This is a genomic window from Micromonospora sp. 4G55, assembly GCF_016803375.1.
In genome coordinates this window covers 1-2744 of sequence record NZ_JAEVHN010000759.1, presented here as the reverse complement: position 1 = coordinate 2744, position 2744 = coordinate 1, and the positions used below count along the sequence as shown (strand labels likewise).

Below are 2744 nucleotides of genomic sequence, written 5' to 3'. Positions count from 1 at the left end.
GTACCCATGCCGCCGTGGTGGCCACGGCCGCCCGGGCCGGGGAAGACGCCGGCCTCGGCGGCCTTGGTGATGGCGTCGGCCTGCTCCTGGGTGAGCTTGCCGTCCTTGACCGCCTGGGCCAGCCGGTCCTTGAGCGCCGCCTGCCGGTCCTCGGCGGAGGGGCGCTCCGGGCGGTCGGCCTTGCGCTGCTCGCGCAGCTTCTCCAGCGCGGCGGTCACCTTCTCGGTGGGCACGCCGAGCTCCTTGGCCAGCGCCTCGGCGAACTCGCCCTGGCGGTCGGCCTTCTGCTGCTGCCGGTCGGTGCCCTGGTCGGCGCTGCTGCTGGCGCTGGGCGACGGGGTGGCGTCCTCGGCGAAGGCCACCGTCGGGGCGGCGATCCCCACGCCGAGCACTCCGGCGGCGGCGAGCCCGGCCAGCAGGTGCTTCTTCGAGATCGTGCGGGACATCAGTCCTCCAGTGATCGGTGGTTGGTGCGATGACCTCACCGACAGTGACCACCGAACCTGGGCCGAACCCGTGCCGACCCTGTCACCCAGCTGAAAATCCGGCGGGTCAGCGGACGGCGGAGGAGACGGTAAGGGTGCCGGCGTCGGCGTCGAGGGTGGCGCGGGTGCCGACCGGGACGGTGAGCTGGCCGACGCCGTGGCCGACCGGGAGGCCGCCGAGGACCGGGACGCCGAGATCGCCGAGGCACTCGGTGAGCACGTCGGTGACCGTGGTGTCCCAGCCGTCGGCGCACTCGGTGAACTGGCCGACCGCCACCCCGGCCAGGCCGTCCAGCACGCCCGCGCGGCGCAGGTGGGTCAGCATCCGGTCGACCTTGTACGGCGGCTCCTGCACCTCCTCGATCAGCAGCACCGCGCCGGTCAGGTCGGGCATGTCCGGGGTGCCGATGGAGGCGGTGATCAGGCAGAGGTTGCCACCGAGCAGCGGACCGACCGCCCGGCCGGGCACCCGGACGGCGAAGGTCTCCTCGTCCGGCGTGGCGGCGACGGTCACCGGCTCGGTGGTCATCAGCGCGGCGTGCAGCGACTCCGCCGAGCGCAGCGGGGTGCGCTCGTCCAGCCAGGCAGCCCCGGGGCCGTGCACGCCGGCCAGCCGGGCGCCCCGCCAGAGCGCGAACTGCAACGCGGTGATGTCCGAGAAGCCGGCGACCACCTTCGGGTCCCGCCGTACGGCGGCCATGTCGATCAGGTCGACCACCCGCTGCGCGCCGTAACCGCCCCGGGTGCAGATCACCCCGCGCACCTCGGGGTCGGCGAAGGCGGCGTTCAGGTCGGCGGCGCGCAGCGCGTCGTCGCCGGCCAGGTAGCCCCGCCGGGCGTACGCGTTCGGCGCCAGCACCGGGCGCAGCCCCCAACCGGTCAGCAGCTCGACACCCCGGGCCACCCGTTCGGGCCGGGTCGGGCCGGACGGCGACACGAGCATCACCGTGTCACCGGGGCGCAGGACCGGCGGGCGCAGGCATTCGTCGGTGATCACAGCGGCAGAGCCTAGTCGGCGCGGTGGGCGGCCGAGCCGTTCCGGGTCTGCCCGGCGCACCCGCTAGCCTCGACACCGTGGCGACCGCGCTGGTGATCGAGAACGACCCGACCGACGACCTCCGCCGGCTGGGGGAGTGGCTGACCGAGGGGGGCCTTGACCTGCGGGTGCTCCGTCCGCATGCCGGCGACGCGCTCCCCGCCGACCTGGCGGGGTACGTCGCGCTGGTGGTGCTCGGCGGCGAGCAGCAGGCGTACCCGCTGCCCGACGGCAGCCCCGGCGCGCCCTGGTTCCCGGCGCTGGAAGGGCTGCTGCGCAAGGCGGTCCGGTACCGGGTGCCGACCCTCGGCGTCTGCCTCGGCGGGCAGCTGCTGGCCACCGCGCACGCCGGTCTGGTCGAGCGGAGCCCGTCCGGCCCGGAGGTCGGCCCCGGCGTGGTCGGCAAGCGGGACGCCGCCGACGCCGACCCGCTGTTCCGGTACGTGCCGCTGATCCCGGACGTGCTCCAGTGGCACACCGACGAGATCACCGAGCTGCCCCGGGGCGCCACCCTGCTGGCCGCCTCGACCCGCTACCCGCACCAGGCGTTCCGCCTCGGTGACCGGGCCTGGGGGTTGCAGTTCCACATCGAGTGCGACACCGCGATGATCGCCGACTGGGCCCGCGACTCCGACCTGCTGGCCGAGCTGGGCTACGACCCGGAGCTGGTGGTGGCCGCCTGCGACCGGGTGATGGCCGACGTGGAGGAGGTCTGGCAGCCGTTCGCCGTCCGCTTCGCCGCGCTGGCCCTCGGCGAGCTGGGCGACGACCCCACCCGGCGAAGCCTGCCGCTGCTCGGGCAGTGAGATGACCAGACCGGCCAGGGGACGGCTCGCCCGGTACGGCTTCGGCACGGCGCAGTCCGACGGCGGCTCCCGCGCGGCCGACCTGCTCGGCCCGGACGGTCTCGGGCTGTGGCGGGTCGAGGAGCAGGAGCCGGTCGACGAGCGGGCCGCCGAGCTGCTGGCCGCGCTCTCCCGGGCCGCGACCCGGACCTGGCCCTGCGCCAGCTGCACCGCCTGGTCGAGTCGGAACGTCGGAGCGTCGACCGCCCGCCCTGCTGGACGCGGTGCATGCCGACCCGGGGCTGCGCCGCCGGCTGGTCGCCGTGCTCGGCGCCTCGTCGGCGCTCGGCGACCACCTGGTCGCCAACCCGGAGCAGTGGACGGTGCTGGCCACCGCCCCGGACGGGCTCGCGCCCACCGCCGACGGCCGGCTGGACC

3 protein-coding genes and 1 pseudogene are annotated in these 2744 nt (G+C 75.5%); 2 read left to right on the top strand and 2 right to left on the bottom strand.

Annotated features, from left to right (window positions below):
- Both JNW89_RS33735 and JNW89_RS33730 read right to left on the bottom strand, forming a co-directional pair.
- A partial coding sequence (locus JNW89_RS33735) for a hypothetical protein (RefSeq protein ID WP_238452122.1) occupies positions 1 to 446 on the bottom strand: 446 nt, incomplete at its 3' end.
- A gap of 106 nt (positions 447 to 552) precedes the next feature.
- Entirely contained in the window at positions 553 to 1482 is a 930-nt protein-coding gene (locus JNW89_RS33730; RefSeq protein WP_238452121.1) for an LD-carboxypeptidase, read from the bottom strand.
- Positions 1483 to 1559: 77 nt separating this feature from the next.
- On the opposite strand from JNW89_RS33730, the gene JNW89_RS33725 reads away from it, so the two are divergent.
- Both JNW89_RS33725 and JNW89_RS33720 read left to right on the top strand, forming a co-directional pair.
- Positions 1560 to 2327 carry a type 1 glutamine amidotransferase gene (locus JNW89_RS33725; RefSeq protein ID WP_238452120.1) on the top strand — a complete coding sequence of 256 codons (768 nt, stop codon included), beginning with the start codon at positions 1560 to 1562 and terminating at the stop codon, positions 2325 to 2327.
- Between the two features lies 1 nt (position 2328).
- Positions 2329 to 2744 (top strand): annotated as a pseudogene (locus tag JNW89_RS33720) (bifunctional [glutamine synthetase] adenylyltransferase/[glutamine synthetase]-adenylyl-L-tyrosine phosphorylase); the annotation flags it as partial.